Below are 17,475 nucleotides of genomic sequence, written 5' to 3' on the forward strand. Positions count from 1 at the left end.
GGGCGCGGCAATCTCCTGAACCAACCCGTTTTAGAGGGATTGCTTCGGCCTTCGGCCTCGCAATGACATTGCTTGGAACAAGCTTCAGCGCGCCGCCGCCGCACCATTTTACGCATGCGCCGCATGCGGTACAGTTCGCAACGGTCACCTTCGGGACCACGGAATTATGTTGCTCATATTTACCGGCACGCGAGGCGCACCCCATCCCTAGGTTCTTTATGGCTCCGCCAACACCGCAAAGTTCGTGCCCTTTAAAGTGTGAAATCGCGATTATTACGTCAGAATTGTGGATAGATTCGGAGATTTTCACCTTTTTGAAGTGTTTTTGGCCTATTTCTACCTCAAAATAGCTATTTCCGCGCAAACCGTCGGCTATAATGACCGGAACGCCTAGGTATTTGGGATGAAAATTATGTACAGCGGCCACCATTAAATGGCTGACGGCGTCGGTTCGCTCGCCTCTGTAAATGGTATTGGCATCGGTAATGAAGACGTTCTTTGTTATTTCTCTAAGCTTTTTAATGACAGGTTTTATCTCTCTAGGTTTTACATAGCCCTTGTTCCCCTTTTCGCCGAAGTGGACCTTTACCGCGGCAAAATCGTCCTTTTTAACGATGTTCTTTATCCCCGCCTTTTCCATGATGTCTGGCAGGTCCCTGAAACCATCCGGCGGAAGAAGATAGACGTCGGGTTTGTTCTTCATATAGTCAGATGGTCTGTCCCAAAGCTTTGCTTATGTCAAATCCAAACTAAGTCCTTCTTTTTTTCAGAGGGGTTGACATAAAAGTTTAAGCGTGTAGAAAAGCAAAACGTCATTCCCGCGAAAGCGGGAATCCCAATTATATAAACTGGTTCCCCGCGTTCGCGGGGACGACAAGGAGGAACGGCATGGTCTCTGAATTCAAAAATGAACATCTGGCAGATTTTGGCAAGCCTGAAACGGTCGAGCAGATGAAGGACGCCCTTGAATATGTAAAGGGTGAGCTGGGTAAAGAATATCCGCTTGTTATAGGTGGAGAGAAAATAACGCTTGAAAAGAAGATAAGCTCTCTAAATCCTGCAAATCCTTCCGAGATAGTCGGTTCTGTGCCGTCGGCATCCGCCGCACATGCGGGTAAGGCAGTTGAGGCGGCGGCAAAGGCCTATGAGACATGGAGATGGGTCGCCGAAGAGGAGCGCGCAGAGAGACTCTTTCATGTTGCCCAAATAATGCGCAGGAGGAAATTCGAACTCTCCGCGTGGATGGTCTATGAGGTAGGCAAATCGTGGGCCGAGGCCGACGGCGACGTGTGCGAGGCCATAGATTTTTGCGAGTTCTACGCACGCGAGGCCCTGCGTTACGCCGAGGTTCAGCCGTGCCTCCACTGGGCCGGCGAGCACGACATAATGGTATATGTCCCTCTCGGGGTCGGTGTTGTCATTCCGCCTTGGAACTTTCCCCTTGCCATACTTGCCGGCATGACCACCGCCGCATGGGTCACGGGGAATACGGTAGTCCTTAAACCTTCAAGCGATTCTACGGTCATAGCAGCAAAGTTCATGGAGATAATAGAAGAGGCCGGTCTTCCGGCCGGTGTCGTTAACTTTGTCCCCGGAAATGGCGGCGTCATTGGGGACACCCTTGTTTCTCATCCAAAGACAAGATTCATATCGTTCACCGGTTCAAAGGCCGTTGGTCTTCATATAAATGAGCTCGCCGCAAAACCAGTTAAGGGACAAAAGTGGATCAAACGCGTTTCTGCAGAGATGGGCGGCAAAGATGCAATAGTCGTGGATAACGAAGCGGATCTCGAAACGGCATCGACCGGTGTTGTTTCCGCGGCTTTCGGTTTTCAGGGGCAGAAATGTTCGGCTTGTTCGCGTGCGATAATAGTCGAGAGCGTATACGATGAAATGGTCAAGCTTATCGTAGAGAAAGCAAATAAGTTGACGGTCGGGCCCACTCAGGACCGGAAGAATTTCATGGGGCCCGTTGTAAGCAAAAAGGCGTTCGATACCATAAATGAATATATCGAAATAGGCAAGAAGGAGGGGATGTTGGTGCTGGGAGATGAACAACCCGAAGCAGGAAGCAGGAAACAGGAAGCAGGATATTTCATCAAGCCGACGATCTTTGCCGATATCAAACCGGGAGCTCGCTTGGAACAGGAGGAGATGTTTGGACCGGTCCTTGCTATCATCAAGGCGAAAGATTTTGACCACGCGCTTACCATAGCCAACGATACCGAGTACGGACTCACAGGCGCGGTCTACTCAAAGAACCGCGATAAGATAGAAAAGGCAAAGCTTGAGTTCCATGTAGGAAATCTATATATAAACCGCAAATGTACGGGTGCAATGGTCGCTTGTCACCCTTTTGGCGGATTCAATTTGAGCGGAACATGTTCAAAGGCCGGCGGACGGGATTATCTCTACCTCTTCCTGCAGTCGAAATCTATCTCGGAGATAGTGGGTAAGGGGATAGCTGGAAGACCATAAAAGGGAGCGCGTAATTTGGGAGGTGAATGGTGAATATGAGAAACGAAAAAGATACTGTCATTGCGAGGAGTGAAGCGACGAAGCAATCCCCCGCAACGGTGGCCAGTAGATTGCTTCGCTTCGCTCGCAATGACACAAAGGGCATTCCAATGAATATACTATTCATCTTTGCAAAGCGTTTCATAGCCGGTCAGACCTTGGAAGAGGCGCTTCCTGTTGTGGAAAGACTTCACAAAGAAGGTTTTGGAACGACGCTCGATATCTTGGGCGAGAGCGTTACCAATCCCGCCGAGTCGCGCACGGTTTCAGATGAGTACTGCAAGGCCTTAAAGGCGCTCAAAGAGCGCGGCCTTGAGACCAACATGTCGTTAAAGCTCACCCAGCTCGGGCTCGATATCTCAGAACAGCTCTGCTTCGATAATGTCGCAAAGATACTGATTGAGGCAGGACGCACGAACGGCTTTATCCGCATCGATATGGAAGGGGGTCCGTACACCCAAAAGACGCTCGATATGGTACAGCGCTGGCACAATATCTACCCGACCTGCGGGACCGTTGTGCAGGCGATGCTTAGGCGTACGCCGAGGGACGTCGAAGATCTTTTAAAAGATGGGGTTACGATAAGGCTCTGCAAGGGCGCCTATAAAGAACCGGCTGGGATCGCACTTCCTGACAAACGCGATGTGGACAAACAATACGTCTCGTTAATGGAGAGGCTCATAGGAAGCGGGTTTTATCACGGCATCGCAACGCACGATGAGAAGATAATAGAGAAGGCAAAGGAATATTGCCGCCGCTATAATATCGACAGGAGCAAGTTCGAGTTCCAGATGCTCCTTGGCATCAGGCGCGACCTGCAGAAGAGGCTCCTTGACGAAGGCTGGCGGGTCCGGGTATACATCCCCTACGGTAGCGCATGGTTTCCATACACGCTTCGCCGCATGCGCGAGCGCAAAGAGAACTTCTGGTTCGTGCTGAAGAACATCTTTAGAAGGTAAAGCCCCTCGACGTTGCTCGGGGCAAGGAGAGAGACAATGACGAGAACGACGCAAGATTATATCAATGAGGTCGACAAGGTGAGCGCCCATAACTACCATCCGCTTCCGGTGGTGATATCAAAGGGTGAAGGCGTTTGGGTGTGGGATGTCGATGGCAAAAAATACATCGACATGCTCTCTGCTTATTCCGCGCTCAATCAGGGGCATAATCATCCCAGGGTCATAGCCGCGGCAAAAAAACAGATGGATTCGCTGACACTTACCTCTCGCGCATTTCATAACGATCAGATGGGGCCGTTCCTCGCAAAGCTGACAAAGCTTGCTGGATATGATAAAGCGCTTCCCATGAACACCGGCGCCGAAGGCGTTGAGACCGCTATCAAGGCGGCACGCAGATGGGGCTATAAGGTCAAGAAGGTCCCCGAAGGAAAGGCCGAGATCATCGTTTGTTCCGACAACTTTCATGGAAGGACGACGACCATTGTGGGATTTTCGACAGACCCAGTTTGCAACGGTGGCTTCGGTCCATTTACGCCGGGTTTCAAGATCATACCTTATGGCGATACAAAGGCGCTTTCGACGGCAATGACCCCGAATACCGTAGGTTTTATGGTAGAACCGATACAGGGCGAGGCGGGGGTCAAGATACCACCAAAAGGTTATCTTAAAGAGTGCTATGCTATAACCAAAAAGAATCATGTCCTCTTTATTGCCGACGAGATCCAGACGGGGCTTGGAAGAACTGGAAAGCTCTTCTGTTTCGAACACGAGGGTGTAAGGCCCGAGATAGTCATAATAGGAAAGGCCCTTGGCGGAGGGGTTTATCCCGTCTCTGGTATCTTGGCGGACGACCCCGTTATGATGGCGGCGTTCGAATGGGGCAACCACGGTTCTACATTTGGCGGAAATCCTCTGGCGTGCGCTGTGGCGTCGGCCGCTATCGATGTCCTGATAGACGAAAAGCTCATAGACAGATCGAGAGAGATGGGCGAATACTTTGTCGGCAGGCTGGCGAATATAAGATCGCCAAAGATAAAAGAGGCAAGGGGCATGGGACTTCTTTGCGCCGTCGAACTGAAAAAAGAGGCCGGTCATGCCAGGAATTATACCGAGGCGCTCGTAAAAGAGGGTGTCCTTGCAAAAGAAACACACGAAACAACGATCCGTTTTGCGCCGCCGCTGGTTATAAAGAAAGAGGAGATCGACTGGGCGGTCGAGCGGATAGCAAAAGTGCTTGCGTAAGGCTTGAAAAGTAGTTAGGCAATCATCTAAGGTATGCGAACGAGGTCCCCATTTTCACGGAGACGACAATCGCGGGCGTAGTTCAATGGTAGAATGCGAGCTTCCCAAGCTTGATACGTGGGTCCGATTCCCATCGCCCGCTCCAATGAAACTTGTTACTAACCCAAAAAAAGTTAAATCAACAAACGGAATTGTTATTTCCCAATTTTGGTATTGTAAGTACAGTTTGTGGAGTTGCATTTGGGACATTTTGTTTTTTCTTCACTATCCTTTTTATCCTTGTTGTTGTCTGGCGCAACTATAGTGAGCTGGCCTATTTTGGTTCCACAGTCATTACATTTAAAATCAAAATAAGTTGGCATATAGTTCCTTTCTTTATTTGTCAGTACACATAGTTATTATGCTGCAATCCGTTTCTGATACAGGTATTTCTGAAAATCTACAAACACCTTGCCAATTTCATCAGGCCTGCCCAGATCGGCCACGGCGTCGGAGATGGAGTCGTGATACTTGAGCCGCAATAGTGGCGTGAGTTTCTCCTGGTCAAGTTCTTCCACCCCTACGCTTACGTAGTGCGACAGCACAAAGTCGAGAAAGACCCGCTGTTTGCTGTTGAAATGCGTGCTGATCGCAACCTTGGCTTTTACGGCGCGCTCTTCTCGCGTAACCGTCGGGAGGGCGTAGGCCACGTAGGCCAGCACGTCGAAGATGTCGCTCTTCTCGGCGTCTATGATCTTCTGCATCTCGGGCAGTTGATCACCGCCAAAGCCTTTGTCGGCTAGACCATGCAAGAGTTTCTTCCGCGTCTCTGGCGTGCTCCAAATAGCGCGCAGTTCGGCCTCGTCCTTGAAAAACTCCGGCAGTTTACCAAAAAGCAGTTCCATAAACTGTTGTGCGGACATCGGTGTGCCGTCGGGGTGCCAGAAGATTGTCGCCATCATGTGCTGAATCGTGCGCTCTTTACCGTCTGCGAGCTTCACTTTGATCTTTTTCTTGCGCCGACACTGGCAGGGAATCTGGCCACACCTCGGGCAAGGCCCTTTCGGACATTCGCATGGACTCTTGCCGCACACGGGGCAAAGTCGTGGAGGCGGTTTCTCGCACACGCATGGGCGACAACCACATCTCGGACACGGTTTTGGTTCCTCCGGTTCGATCGGCTCGCCATCCCACGCCTTGTCATGGAAATGATGGTGGGCCTTCACGAAGTCATAGATCGTGAAGTAGTCCTTGCCATCGTAAAGCCGCGTGCCTCGGCCGATAATCTGCTTAAACTCGATGATAGAGTTGATCGGACGCATGAGTATGATATTGCGAATATTGCGGGCATCCACGCCGGTGGCGAGCTTTTGAGACGTGGTCAAGATTGTCGGGATAGTCTTCTCGTTGTCCTGAAAACTACGCAGGTGCTGTTCGCCAAGAGCTCCATCGTTGGCGGTAACCCGCTGGCAGTAATTCGGGTCATTACTGGTTTTCATCTGGTTGATGAGATCACGCACAGCCAGTGCATGAGCCTGTGTGGCGCAGAACACCAGCGTCTTCTCGTTTTGGTTGATCTGCTCCATAAAAATCTCAACACGCGTCTTTTCACGCACCATGATTTCGATGATCTTGTTGAAGTCGGTTTCCGTATAGAGCTTACCGGCTTCGATCTCGCCCTCAATCAACTGATCGTCGGGCGTATAGACATACTCGTCGAGCGTCGTGGAAATCTGTTTCACCTTGAACGGTGTAAGAAATCCGTCATTTATGCCTTCCTTTAGCGAGTAGATATAGACCGGCTCTCCGAAATAAGCATAGGTATCAATATTATCCTTTCGCTTGGGTGTTGCCGTCATGCCCAACTGCACTGCAGGGGCAAAGTAGTCCAAGATGTCGCGCCAGTTACTCTCGTCGTTAGCGCCGCCACGATGACACTCGTCGATGATTATAAAGTCAAAGAAATCTCGCGGATATTCACCGAAATAAGGAGACGGTTTACCATCTTTCGGGGGACCGCTCATGAACGTCTGGAATATCGTGAAGAAAAGGCTACCATTTTTTGGTACTTTGCCCTTCTTGCGAATGTCCTCTGGTGAGATGCGAACCATTGCATCTTCGGGGAAAGGTGAAAACGCGTTGTAAGCCTGATTAGCAAGAATGTTCCGATCAGCGAGAAAAAGGATTCGAGGGCGGCGCGATGCTTCGCGGCTTAAGTTCCAGCGACTGTGAAAGAGCTTCCACGCAACCTGAAAGGCAATAAAAGTCTTACCGGTGCCAGTGGCGAGGGTAATAAGTATGCGCTTTTGGTCCACCGCAATCGCTTCCATTACATATTCGACCGCGGCATCTTGATAATAACGGCTTGGATGCGAGCCTCCCTTGTCCTCAAACGGCACATCAGCGAAACTGTCGCGCCAGGTATTCTGCATAGAAAAGGTCATATCCCAGAGTTCGTCCGGCGTTGGGTAGGCAGCAATTTTGCCTTCTTCGCCAGTTTGCATATCAATGCCATAAATACCCTTTCCGTTGGTGGCGTAGGCGTAACGAACCGCCAACTTATCAGCGTAATTCTTGGCTTGAGCCACGCCTTCGGTCAATTCTTCTTCCCAGGCCTTGGCTTCAACGACAGCAAGCTTGTGGTTGCGATAGATCAGCACGTAATCGGCGATGAGCGGCTTGCCGCGGCGACCATGGCCTTCTATGCGGCCTAGCGTGAAGGGGTATTCGCGCAGTATCTTGCTACCCTCGACGACGCCCCAGCCCGCCGTCTTCAACGCGGGGTCAATATGTTCGGCTCTTGTTTCGGATTCGTTCATACGTCTCCACCATTGCCCAGTTGCAGTTCTAGTGACTGGCGAACCAGCCCGATGACATACGGTAAGTCCTCCAGTTTTGATAGGCCGATTTCTATATCACCGTTTCCCCAACGGCCGAGGCCCGTGACGTCCTTACAAATCCCTTTGGGATCATTCACATCAGCAAAGCGCATGTTTAGTGATAGGCGCAATCGCTTGGCTTGGGGCACTACATCCACAAAGTTGGTCTCAGCCTTGTAAGCAACATAAAGCTTCAGAAACTCCTCGCTCACGCACGGGTCGAGCGCGAGCACCGCCTTGCGAAAGGCCTCAAATAGATTTCGCACAGTACTTCCATACATTTCGCTGCCTATTGCCAAGCAAGGATGGTCATCTATTGTGTATTCAGTAATGGTAGCGGCCTGCGGTCGGTAAGCATCCAGAATATCTCGTGGTAGTACGGGGGTCGACCAAACGCCGATGGCAAGATCAGCTAGCTTGCCAGCGCGGGCTTTGATAGCGTCCTCATTCCATGTCTCCAGCACGCCAAGTCCTTGATTGAGTTTGAGTGGGCTTTGCTTTAGCCCCTTCTCCGGGGCATCTGGCATGTCACGCTTCTCCGCGAAGGGGCGGTCGCTGTAGTCTGAGTTATAGGCGGTGAGCGTTAGATTACCAAGTCTGTGCAACCATGTTTTCTGGACACGCTGCCAGTCTGTGCCGAGCGCTTCGCGCCACTCGGACGAAAGGTTTTCGTTTTGCGGCAGGATATGTTCGATGGTGTATTCATCCACTGCCACGCGCTCTTTGCGATCGTAATTTTCCAAACGACGCAACCAATAACTGCGACTGCGGAAGTTATAGAGGTCGCGCGTTTGCATATCGCGACGAAACTCTTCGTCTGTGGGAAATCGGCGATAGGATGGTAGCCCAAGGAAATGCGCCTGAATGCTCTCGAAATAACGGTCCTTCTTCAACGCCTTGGCGAACGTGGCAAACGTCTTGTTCATCGAGTTGGTGGGAATTGCGCAGATGGCACGGCGGAACACATACGCCTCAACCAGTCGCACGCTTGCCAGCAGGTCGGCCTTAGACAGGACGTCGGCTTTGTAGTCGTGATACAGCTCCATGAGAAACGGATAGGCAACATCCACCTTCAGCTCACGCAGATCGTGAAAGGCCAGCTTGAGGTCTGTGTCGGGTTCGCTACCCAGGGCCATCGCACAGAAATGTCGGGTGTAGTCGCGAATATCCTTCACTAATGCCTCAACCCCAGCTACTGCGGCAATGGGTGAACGGGCGTTGGTCTTGAATGCCTCATAGACTTCGTCCAAGCGGTGAATCTCGCCGGTCTTGACCGTGAGGTAGTGGCGCATGAAAGCATCGAAGTGAGTGCCGTAGGCTTCCTGCCCGAAATCAATTTCCATCGGCCGCCAGAATTGCTCATAAAGCCGCGTTTGTAGCTCTGGCTCCAGCCCCATGAGAATGTAATTGCGTATGAGGTCGGCCTGGCTCAACTCCTTGCCGGTAGAGTTCATGCTCTCGAAAATGAGTTGCGGGTTGTCCTCCCCGCGTTTGAGCTTTATTTCTACCATCATGAGTTTCACCAGACCTTTACACACAACCGCTAAGTCACTCCCGTAACCGGCAATTAAATCTTCGAAGAGCTTGAAGTTTTGCGCAACTCGAAGGGATTGCTCTTTGGGTTGCTCCTGGTTACCAACGATGGCGGTGAGCGTAGTTTTGTCGGTTTGCGAGAGAAGTAGCTTAAATTGTTTCTCCCCTTTTTCCAGCGGGTTGAGCATGTAGTAACCGCGTAACATCTCAGCAGAAAAGCCAGCCACCGGCTCGGTATCGCCAAGAGCATTAGCGAGAGCTGCTATGAGCAACGTCACGGTTGTGAGACGTTGTTGCCCATCGATTACGAGCAACGGTTCCCAGATGGTCACGGTGGAGTCAGCCTTATCGATGTAAACTATCGAGCCAACAAAGTGGACGGCTATTTTGTCGCTACTGCCGCAACGCACAATGTCGTCCCACAGTTGGCGACATTCCTTGTCCGTCCATGAATAGGTGCGCTGGTAGATTGGAACGACAAACTGGGGCGACTTCTTCAGGAAATCAAGCAGTTTGGTTTCGTTGGCTTTCATTTGTGTCGTCCTTTATAGTTGGCCGGTGAAGGCTTGGTGCAATAGCGATTTTTTTAAAGCCTCCAGCGTAGCGAGTTTTTGCCTGTATATCGCTTCGAGGTGTTCGGTTTCTTTGCGAAGTGAGTCGAGCTTGGCGACAATTTGTTTTTGTTCGGCAACAGATGGAAATGGAAACCGTTCATTTTCGAAAGTGCCCATGTTGATGTTGGCTTGAGCACTTCCCTTTCCCATTGCTTGGATGCGCGCCTTAAATGACTGCAATAAATATTCTACAAAACCAACTTCCGCTTCTTTGGGATTTGTTACCACGCCAATGACACTGTCGGGAAAGCACGCATCGAAGCCCAAGATGCCTGTCTCTGCAATGTTCGCCGCGATGGTGATGCAAATTGTTCCCTTCGGCCACTGCTTGCTTTGAGCAAGTCCGGCCTCGCTGTAAGTTTGGGAATACTCGGTAATGAAATGATCCGCGTTACGAATATCGCCAGTTTGGATAAATGGATATTTTCCACCGTAAAGCTTTGGCTCATTTCGTGGGCGATGCTTTGACTTACCTCGACCAAAGGTTGTTGCTATCTCTTCCAACGTCTTTTGTTTCCATCCCGGGCCACGCTGGGTAAAGATGTATTGGAGGTGGCTTTCGAATATAGCGCGGGCATTTTTAAGGTTCTTTTCGGCGTTGGTTTTGGCTGTGGTGATGCCCTCAAATGCTTTGTCGAGCATGCCGACGATCCGATGTTGTTCGTCTGGCGAAGGGAAGTGAACTGGCATTTCCTTTAGCTTCGCCTTGTTGAGCGTCATTCCCTTGAGTTTCACATCGTTTTCGGCAACTTTGCGCCAATCGAAGAAATGTAGAAAGTAGAAAAGAAATTCCTTCGACAACTCGTGCTCATTAAAGATCGTCAAAGCAGCAATTGCCTCGTTTGTAAAAAGGTTGCGACCCGCGAAAGCTAATCGTCCCAGCGTAAGCTTGAAACTCACCAATAGCGTTCCTTTGCAGACTGTTTTGGAAATTGATGCGCCTTTGTCCGAGAGGTATTCTTTGCTATCAACTACAACGTTGTCCTCGGCATTTAGGAGATCTGCAATAGAAAGCCAGACATTGCCGGTTTCCCGCTTCTCATCCCAAAACGCCTTATTCGCTCGTGCCGGAGTTTTCCCTAGTTCGATTTCGCAAAGTTCACCAAGCTTCCTTGTTTGCCAACCCTTTTTCATAGTAGCGCCTTGATATTTTCCAGTACCTTCGCACTCTCTGCGTCCAGCTTGGCAATTTCGTCCATAATCTCTTGGGGCTCACGGTGAATTATTTCTTTTCCACCGTTCGGGTTTTTCACCGACAGATCAAAAGTTGACTGGTCGATGGTTTTGGCGTCCACGCTCCAGCTCTTGGGCGAATCGGCAAAACTCTTTTGCAGTTTCACGAACTCGGCAAGGTCGACGTCATTAAGTGGGTTGGTCTTGCCCATGTTGCGACCGGGATCGAGCTGGTAGAACCAGACTTTCCGAGTTGGCGCGCCTTTCTCGAAGAAGAGCACGACGGTCTTCACCCCAGCGCCTTGAAACGTGCCACCGGGAAGGTCCAACACTGTGTGCAGGTTGCAACTTTCCAGCAGGAGTTTGCGCAGGCTTACAGAAGCATTGTCGGTGTTGGAGAGGAATGTGTTCTTGATGACCACGCCGCCACGTCCACCAGCCTTTAAGATTTTAATAAAGTGTTGAAGGAAAAGAAAAGCCGTCTCGCCAGTGCGAATCGGGAAGTTTTGCTGAACTTCCTTACGCTCCTTACCACCGAAGGGTGGATTGGCCAGCACCACGTCGTAGCGGTCCTTTTCCTGAATATCGGCCAGGTTCTCGGTGAGCGTGTTGGTGTGGATGATGTTCGGCGCATCGATGCCGTGCAGGATCATGTTCATAATCGCGATAACATAGGCGAGGGATTTCTTTTCCTTCCCGTAGAAGGTGCTGGTCTGGAGCTTGGTAAGGTCTTTGGTGGTGAGCTTGCCCTGTGTCTTCAAATACTCGAATGCCTCACACAAGAAACCTGCCGAACCGACCGCGCCGTCATAAATGCGCTCGCCGATTTTGGGCTTCACGACATGGACTATGGCGCGGATAAGCGGACGCGGGGTGTAATACTCGCCGCCGTTCCTGCCCGCATTGCCCATGTTTTTGATCTTTGCTTCGTAGAGGTGAGATAGTTCGTGCTTCTCATTCTGCGAGCGGAAGCGTAGTTCGTCGATGTGGTCTATGATCTCCCGCAGGTTATAGCCGCTGGAAATTTTGTTCTTGATCTCTCCGAAGATTTGCCCGATTTTGTATTCGATGGTGTTCGGCCCGGTAGCCTTCTGTTTGAAGTCGTGCAGGTAGGGGAAGAGTTTCTGATTGACGAAGTCGCGGAGATCATCGCCGGTCAGGGTGGCGTTGTGGTCGAGCTTGTCATCTTTGCCCTTGGGCGCGGCCCACGTTTCCCAGCGGTAGGGCTTGTCGAGGATATAAGTGTATTTCTTACCGTTCAGCGCGGCTTCGGCGACACGGTCTTGTTCCAAATCATCGAGATATTTAAGGAACAGCAGCCATGAGGTCTGCTCCGTGTAATCTAGCTCGCTGGTGCAACCGGCATCTTTCCAGAGAACATCGTCGATATTTTTGAAGGCTTGTTCGAACATAAGTGCCTATCCTCCTCTGCGCCATCATTTTATGATGGCGAGATTGCTAACACGCTTGCGTTATTGATTCAACCTAAAATCCCAGGATATAAAGGGAAGCCAAAGAAAACAAAATGGTTATAAAAACATACACTTTATACGCTTATCTTTTTCTAATGACAGATGTAAGATCATAGCTGAAGTTGAAATTAAATAGAGTTTCACAATTACATTTATTCATGCTATACTACCGAACGTTTCCATAAAGGATATGAAGACTCAAGCAACTATTATAAATAATCGTAGCTTTGTTCATACTAATGACAGGTCAATCCGCATTGCTTTAAGAGAGAATCTAGAGGGAAGTCGTAAAGAAAACCCAGAAATAAAAATTATTGAAGAGTTAGGATTGTCTCATGGTGCCGCTCGAATTGATTTGGCGGTTGTTAATGGGTCAATTCATGGTTATGAATTGAAAAGTGATGTAGACACGCTAGGTCGTTTATTTGAACAAATGCAAATATATAACGCAGTACTTGATCAAATAACATTGGTAGTTGGTAAATGTCACCTACATAAAGCATTCAAGATGGTTCCAGAATGGTGGGGCATTATAATAGCAAAAATTTCACCATCTGACAAAGGAGTTTCATTTTGTAATATACGTGAAGCAATAGATAATCCATATCAGGATAATGTTGCGATTGCTTCACTTTTGTGGAGGGAAGAGGCTCTTGCAATTTTAGAAGAAAGAGGACGAGCAGAAGGTGTTCGTTCCAAAACTAGAATAAAGCTATATGAACGCCTTACTGAAGTTATGGATGGGCAAACTTTAAAAACTTCAGTCAGAAAATGTCTTTGCTCTAGGATAAATTGGCGATCTGCTTCACAGTGCAGGCCAAGTGGTGATTGATTCCAGCTATCAACCACGTCATTGGATTTCCCGTCTTTCCCTTTAGGTTCGTTCCTTTATCGGCAATATACTTATCACCAAAACTAAATTTAGCGCCGAAAAAATCGGAATGTTGCGATAATAGCCGTGCATTAGCTAAATATTGAATGTGCTTATTTTTTTGTCCTCGCATGACAAGCCATTTGTCATTCAGTGTATATCTTATGCTCGCGCTGGGAGAAAAAGACTGAAAAGATTCATTATAGATGGGATGTTGAATGGTATAGTCTGAAAAAGAAGGGTTCCTTTTCAATTTGCTAGACTTAATTTGAGTGAACCAGTTCTTCCAGTCGTGGCGAGCAACATAATTTACGCCTAAAACAAAACTAGTTAAGTCCACCGGAAAGGACCCACAAGCAAACGTAAAAGTTCTCCACTTTAATAAATTAGGAATTTGTTCACATAAATTATGAAGCCTTGAACAACCATCATCTAGTATTTGAAAATCTATTAACAAATCAATTTCACTTTCCTCAACATCTTGGTCAATTAAAAACTGTTTAACTTTATCACCGACGTTAATGTCACTATTAAAATCAGAGCGAAACAATCTTAGACAAATTCCGGATTGTTTTTCTTTCGAGACAGAGACCATCGCTGACTGAATGGATTTGTCTGAACTTAGGTTAACAACCGGGATTAAAGTAGCACCAATTATATTTCCAGTTTTTATAATTTCAGTGATAGCTTCCTTTCTTAAGGAAGCATCTATTAAACCAACGTCAACAAAGGCAGGACTGCTTCCCCAAGACTCGAAAATCTCTACTGGTATCTGTGGTATCTGAATTTTAAGGATCTCTATTGATTTCTTAAGTTGTTCTTCCCAAGTGGGAAGTTGTTCGTCTTTCTTAGAAGCTTTTGGCTTAGACATTATCAGTTGAATCAACGGAGTAATAAGATTCTTTTCCTTTTCTTTTAAATATTTCAACGCATAGTATTCGGAAGCTTTCCACTTTAATGTTGGCACATAATGTTTATAATCAAACATGTTATTTATCACTCCATTTTTCTTTAATAAAACATTGTCTTACTTTTGACTGGGTTATTATGTTATTTAAATAAACATATCTTCCGCCTTCACGGCGCATTCTCCCAGCAACAATGGCCGTGTGTATTCCTAATTCTTTAGCTAAACTTTCAGCCGCAATAGCTGATGGAATTAATCTTGCAGGGCTATTTTCCCATTTGTTTTGTGGAATAAGGGCCTCTTGAGCTAATTTGTCGGCTTCTTGTTCTTGACTATTTAAATCTGTATTATCCAGATTATCATAGAAAAAATTAGATTCTTGATCGTAGTGCAGCGCAATATGCGCTAATTCATGCATTAGAGTAAACCAAAAATTATCAAGGCGATCGTGCCTAATTGTTAGGCCAATAATTGGATGTTTTTTATCTAGCACAATCGTTGCACCATCTAGATATGTTTGCGAAAAATGAGGCTCTATAATTAATTTAATACCATGTTTATTTAAGAAATCTATGGCGATAATAGGCCCATCATCTTCCTTGCTAAATTGTGCAAGTTTTTGCATGAAAACTAAATCAACAGTCCCATCTTTAAACACAACTGGTGATTGAATTTTACTAGCTTTTTTAACGACAAACGCTGACCACGCAATAAGAGAATGTTTGTCCATTGGACGGGCAGATCTATAGTTAGTTTTGCTTAGCATTCCAAGAAAGCATTCAGGAGATTTTGTTGGGCCAAAGAAATTGCTCATTAACCTCTTGATGTCAGTACGTTTAGTTACTTTTTCATCAAAATAACCTCTTTTTTGCATCTCTTTGAGAGGGAAACGGCCCCAGACAATATTTTCAAGATCTCTAAATTCATCGCTTTCTTTCAACAGAACTTTTGCTGGAATACCCAATCCCGCTTCTAGAGATCTAATCATTGAAATGGTCAGTGGACGTTTACGAGAAAGAATTTCCGACACTTTGCTTCTGCTACCAATAAAAGGAATTAAATCGACTGGTTTTAAATTCTGTTGTTCTAGGCGGAATAAAATTGCATCAATTGGATCTGGTAAAGATTCAGGAAATTCTTTAGATTCATAATCTTGAATGAGAGTTGCCAGAAGACTTAGTTTCTCACCATCTTCAGACTCAGGATCAGGATTTTTGTTCATAAGCTCTTTGATTAGTTCAAGAGCATCGTTATAATCTTCTGATGTTTTTATTATTTTAATTTTAGTCGTCATAGTTTTTCTTAAACTTCATTACCACTTCATGTATTGATCATGCGTACCAATAGCCTTTATCAAAACTATTTGATTCTTATAATTGACCTGTACTTTTAACCGATATTTATTCCCTTTCAGATTAAAAATAACATCATCATTTACAAAGCTGGCGCTGGCATATCGTCGTTTGATGTCCATTGTAGTGCTCCATGTTGTGGCAAAGACGTCAGCCAACCATGCATCTACTTGAGATCTGACATCAGGGTGTTTCCGTTTAAATTCTTCCAGTATGCCTCTACAAATAATTTTCATTTGAAATGCAAATTTGTAATACCCATATAAGTGTTACCATAATGGGAATATATTACAGAGTATATTCATAAAAGTCAATGAAAAAGTGGCGGGACTTCACAAAAAGTTCGCTAAGTGATTGAAAATAACCATAAATAGCAAAGGTTGGGTCTTTTGGCTTCGCCCAGAATGTCGGAGAGGCGTAGCATTGCATTTCACTTGTAAAATCCGCCGGACGGATGTAAAAATGCCGTCATGGACATTAAAAAAACATTTACCGAGGCGAGCGTGCTGTTTCCGATCCTGACGCTCTATAGTGTCGTTTATCTTGGGCTGATGATCTATGACTTTGTGGCCAAGGGGGCGTTTGACATGCCGAGCGGAATGATGGTGGTCTATATCGCCCTGACCGGTGCCTATGCCGCAGACAAGGAGATCCGACGATGGTCCGGAAGCGACCCCGAAAGCAGATGGGGATAAATTTTTATCTATGCGTGGTTCCTATTCTTTCTGGTAGCTTTTGTTGTGCGTTGTTTCAAGACCGAATATATCTTGCCGGCTGATCTTTCCAGCGTGGCCTTGCAGGTGTTGGGCATTTTCTTCGGATCGAAGGCAAGCAAGAAATTGTATGAGGCAAAGAGCGCCAAAAATCCAGAGGTCGTTTTGAACAGGGAGCAAACAGTTTTAGGAATAATCAAGGCGAACGGAAAGGCCACGAGAAAAGAAGTTATGGACGCTCTGAAAATCTCCCACAACGCCGCTTGGAAGCTTCTGAATGCAATGGAGGCCAAGGGGACGATCAAACAGGTGGGCGAGCTTAAGGCGACCCATTATGTCCTGCCGGAGGGGAAATAGTCGAGTTCCAACGTTCCAGTGTTCCAATGTTTCAACGTTCCAACGCCCCTCACCCTGACCCTCTCCCCAAGGGGCGAGGGAGAACAATGCGGCGGATAAAATACGTCCTCTAACGTCCTTTTTATGTCCTCCTAACGTCCTGTTTGCGTCATCTGCCCCAAAAGGGTGGACGTAAATACGTCTTTTTCCGTCCTCTTTCCGTCATATGCGGGGGTATAGGACGGTATAAGCTGGGTTTGGGGGTTTTAGGTGCGGATAGAGGCGTTTAAGGTTCTTTAGGTAGGCCGGCGGGCGGTTTTGGGGGACGGGGGGAAAAACCGCCCGCCGACTAACGGTGCCGGTTGTGCCTGTCTGCCCTGCGTCAGACAAGCGAAGTCAATTTAACTTCACTCGGCAGACTGCAAAAGGCGTGACCGAGTCCTCCGCTGGCGGACGAGGGCGCGGCTTTTGCTATACTCGACAGCTTCCTCGATGATCCACGCCGCCAAGCGACTTATCGCTGATCGATGACTCTATAAAGCGTCAGCCGAGTTTCGTCGTGACGGGAAATATTTTCCGCGCGAAATTTTATATAGACAAATCTGCGCGACTGGTATTTATGGGGATAGAGATTGAAAATAGGTTCGAATTTCAATGTATAGGGAGCTCATAATGGTAATTGGTCGCGATTTTGCCAGCAGTGACCAAGGAAAAGTGTAGGAAAAACTTAAGGTTCGAGAGGATAGCCGAAAGTTCGAGCCGGTCTTTTTCAGAAATTCCCGTTTTGCCGCCAAATTTTCACTCACAGCCAGCTGATGGGCTTGGTGGGCCGCATGGATGAACTCCCCGAGCAGAGAGATAAAGAATATCGAGAATTGGCTTAACAACAGGCCTCGAAAATGCTTAAACTTTAAGACACCAAGTGAGG

14 protein-coding genes and 1 tRNA gene are annotated in these 17,475 nt (G+C 47.6%); 7 read left to right on the forward strand and 8 right to left on the reverse strand.

What is annotated here, in order from left to right; all coding sequences use genetic code 11:
- On the reverse strand, positions 1-703 hold a 703-nt coding region (locus COV46_05035; GenBank protein ID PIR17232.1), incomplete at its 3' end, for a 4Fe-4S ferredoxin.
- Between the two features lie 185 nt (positions 704-888).
- Between COV46_05035 and pruA the strand changes: the two genes are divergently transcribed.
- The 4 genes from pruA (at position 889) to COV46_05055 (ending at position 4,863) form a co-directional block, all read left to right on the forward strand.
- Positions 889-2,478 (forward strand): L-glutamate gamma-semialdehyde dehydrogenase, encoded by a 1,590-nt coding sequence (gene pruA / locus COV46_05040; protein PIR17233.1) that lies wholly within the window; start codon positions 889-891, stop codon positions 2,476-2,478.
- Positions 2,479-2,504: 26 nt separating this feature from the next.
- Positions 2,505-3,476 carry a proline dehydrogenase gene (locus tag COV46_05045; protein ID PIR17234.1) on the forward strand — a complete coding sequence of 324 codons (972 nt, stop codon included), beginning with the start codon at positions 2,505-2,507 and terminating at the stop codon, positions 3,474-3,476.
- 36 nt (positions 3,477-3,512) lie between these two features.
- Positions 3,513-4,718 carry an ornithine--oxo-acid transaminase gene (gene rocD, locus COV46_05050; protein ID PIR17235.1) on the forward strand — a complete coding sequence of 402 codons (1,206 nt, stop codon included), beginning with the start codon at positions 3,513-3,515 and terminating at the stop codon, positions 4,716-4,718.
- A 71-nt stretch (positions 4,719-4,789) separates the two neighbouring features.
- Positions 4,790-4,863: transfer RNA gene (locus COV46_05055), tRNA-Gly, on the forward strand.
- Between the two features lie 253 nt (positions 4,864-5,116).
- Here the strand turns inward: COV46_05055 and COV46_05060 are convergent.
- From COV46_05060 to COV46_05075, 4 genes are read right to left on the reverse strand one after another with little or no spacing between them, the layout of a single operon-like run.
- Positions 5,117-7,516 (reverse strand): restriction endonuclease subunit R, encoded by a 2,400-nt coding sequence (locus COV46_05060; GenBank protein PIR17236.1) that lies wholly within the window; start codon positions 7,514-7,516, stop codon positions 5,117-5,119.
- Positions 7,513-9,642 (reverse strand): hypothetical protein, encoded by a 2,130-nt coding sequence (locus COV46_05065; GenBank protein ID PIR17237.1) that lies wholly within the window; start codon positions 9,640-9,642, stop codon positions 7,513-7,515. The genes COV46_05060 and COV46_05065 overlap by 4 nt, the downstream gene beginning before the upstream one ends.
- 12 nt (positions 9,643-9,654) lie before the next feature.
- Positions 9,655-10,857 (reverse strand): restriction endonuclease subunit S, encoded by a 1,203-nt coding sequence (locus COV46_05070; GenBank protein ID PIR17238.1) that lies wholly within the window; start codon positions 10,855-10,857, stop codon positions 9,655-9,657.
- On the reverse strand, positions 10,854-12,308 hold the full coding sequence (locus COV46_05075; GenBank protein PIR17239.1) for a type I restriction endonuclease subunit M: 1,455 nt from the start codon (positions 12,306-12,308) through the stop codon (positions 10,854-10,856). The genes COV46_05070 and COV46_05075 overlap by 4 nt, the downstream gene beginning before the upstream one ends.
- Before the next feature lie 250 nt (positions 12,309-12,558).
- On the opposite strand from COV46_05075, the gene COV46_05080 reads away from it, so the two are divergent.
- On the forward strand, positions 12,559-13,200 hold the full coding sequence (locus COV46_05080; protein ID PIR17240.1) for a hypothetical protein: 642 nt from the start codon (positions 12,559-12,561) through the stop codon (positions 13,198-13,200).
- Here COV46_05080 and COV46_05085 read toward each other — a convergent pair.
- Genes COV46_05085 through COV46_05095 form a run of 3 tightly spaced genes read right to left on the reverse strand, consistent with a single transcriptional unit; the run spans position 13,151 to position 15,734 of the window.
- Positions 13,151-14,227, reverse strand: coding sequence for a hypothetical protein (locus COV46_05085; GenBank protein ID PIR17241.1), 1,077 nt, complete (start codon positions 14,225-14,227; stop codon positions 13,151-13,153). The two genes, COV46_05080 and COV46_05085, sit on opposite strands and share 50 nt — an antisense overlap.
- Position 14,228: 1 nt before the next feature.
- Entirely contained in the window at positions 14,229-15,440 is a 1,212-nt protein-coding gene (locus COV46_05090) for a plasmid stabilization protein (GenBank protein PIR17242.1), read from the reverse strand.
- An 18-nt stretch (positions 15,441-15,458) separates the two neighbouring features.
- Positions 15,459-15,734: an addiction module toxin RelE gene (locus COV46_05095; protein ID PIR17243.1), complete on the reverse strand. Its 276-nt coding sequence runs from the start codon at positions 15,732-15,734 to the stop codon at positions 15,459-15,461.
- A 234-nt stretch (positions 15,735-15,968) separates the two neighbouring features.
- Between COV46_05095 and COV46_05100 the strand changes: the two genes are divergently transcribed.
- Positions 15,969-16,193 (forward strand): hypothetical protein, encoded by a 225-nt coding sequence (locus COV46_05100; GenBank protein ID PIR17244.1) that lies wholly within the window; start codon positions 15,969-15,971, stop codon positions 16,191-16,193.
- Between the two features lie 45 nt (positions 16,194-16,238).
- Complete coding sequence (locus COV46_05105; protein PIR17245.1) at positions 16,239-16,568, forward strand: hypothetical protein; 330 nt, start codon at positions 16,239-16,241, stop codon at positions 16,566-16,568.
- Positions 16,569-17,475: the final 907 nt, after the last annotated feature.

The sequence above is a fragment of the Deltaproteobacteria bacterium CG11_big_fil_rev_8_21_14_0_20_49_13 genome (genome assembly GCA_002796305.1).
Lineage (GTDB): Bacteria > UBA10199 > UBA10199.

Bases quoted from the DNA above. Each gene is read 5' to 3' on its own strand.
- rocD (PIR17235.1), top strand. From the start codon at position 3,513: ATGACGAGAACGACGCAAGATTATATCAATGAGGTCGACAAGGTGAGC.
- COV46_05080 (PIR17240.1), top strand. From the start codon at position 12,559: ATGAAGACTCAAGCAACTATTATAAATAATCGTAGCTTTGTTCATACT.
- COV46_05100 (PIR17244.1), top strand. From the start codon at position 15,969: ATGGACATTAAAAAAACATTTACCGAGGCGAGCGTGCTGTTTCCGATC.
- COV46_05075 (PIR17239.1), bottom strand. From the start codon at position 12,308: ATGTTCGAACAAGCCTTCAAAAATATCGACGATGTTCTCTGGAAAGAT.
- COV46_05090 (PIR17242.1), bottom strand. From the start codon at position 15,440: ATGACGACTAAAATTAAAATAATAAAAACATCAGAAGATTATAACGAT.
- COV46_05065 (PIR17237.1), bottom strand. From the start codon at position 9,642: ATGAAAGCCAACGAAACCAAACTGCTTGATTTCCTGAAGAAGTCGCCC.
- pruA (PIR17233.1), top strand. From the start codon at position 889: ATGGTCTCTGAATTCAAAAATGAACATCTGGCAGATTTTGGCAAGCCT.
- COV46_05060 (PIR17236.1), bottom strand. From the start codon at position 7,516: ATGAACGAATCCGAAACAAGAGCCGAACATATTGACCCCGCGTTGAAG.
- COV46_05095 (PIR17243.1), bottom strand. From the start codon at position 15,734: ATGAAAATTATTTGTAGAGGCATACTGGAAGAATTTAAACGGAAACAC.
- COV46_05070 (PIR17238.1), bottom strand. From the start codon at position 10,857: ATGAAAAAGGGTTGGCAAACAAGGAAGCTTGGTGAACTTTGCGAAATC.
- COV46_05045 (PIR17234.1), top strand. From the start codon at position 2,505: ATGGTGAATATGAGAAACGAAAAAGATACTGTCATTGCGAGGAGTGAA.
- COV46_05085 (PIR17241.1), bottom strand. From the start codon at position 14,227: ATGTTTGATTATAAACATTATGTGCCAACATTAAAGTGGAAAGCTTCC.